This window comes from uncultured Polaribacter sp., from assembly GCF_947503855.1.
Lineage (GTDB): Bacteria > Bacteroidota > Bacteroidia > Flavobacteriales > Flavobacteriaceae > Polaribacter.
This window is the reverse complement of record NZ_CANNFF010000039.1, coordinates 1-249: the sequence shown is the minus strand read 5'-3', so window position 1 is coordinate 249 and position 249 is coordinate 1. Positions and strand designations below refer to the sequence as shown.

Below are 249 nucleotides of genomic sequence, written 5' to 3'. Positions count from 1 at the left end.
AATCAGCTGTTACTGTTAAAGCGGCTTTGGTGATGCTAAAGTCGGCTGTTACAAAGCTTACGGTATAATTACTATCAACAGCACCGGAAGGTGTAATGGTATAGCTATTTACATCTTCTCCTGTTGCTCTTGCGATGCTAACTCCTGTATCTAAACTAGATTCTGTATCACCATTTACGAATCCTGTAATTGTATAGTTTAGTGCTGGATCTGTTGCGCCATATACTTTTGTTTGACCTGAATCAGCTG

General features: G+C 39.8%; 1 protein-coding gene. It reads right to left on the bottom strand.

Annotated elements, in window-relative coordinates:
• On the bottom strand, positions 1-249 hold a 249-nt coding region (locus Q0662_RS11955; protein WP_298950179.1), incomplete at both ends, for an MBG domain-containing protein.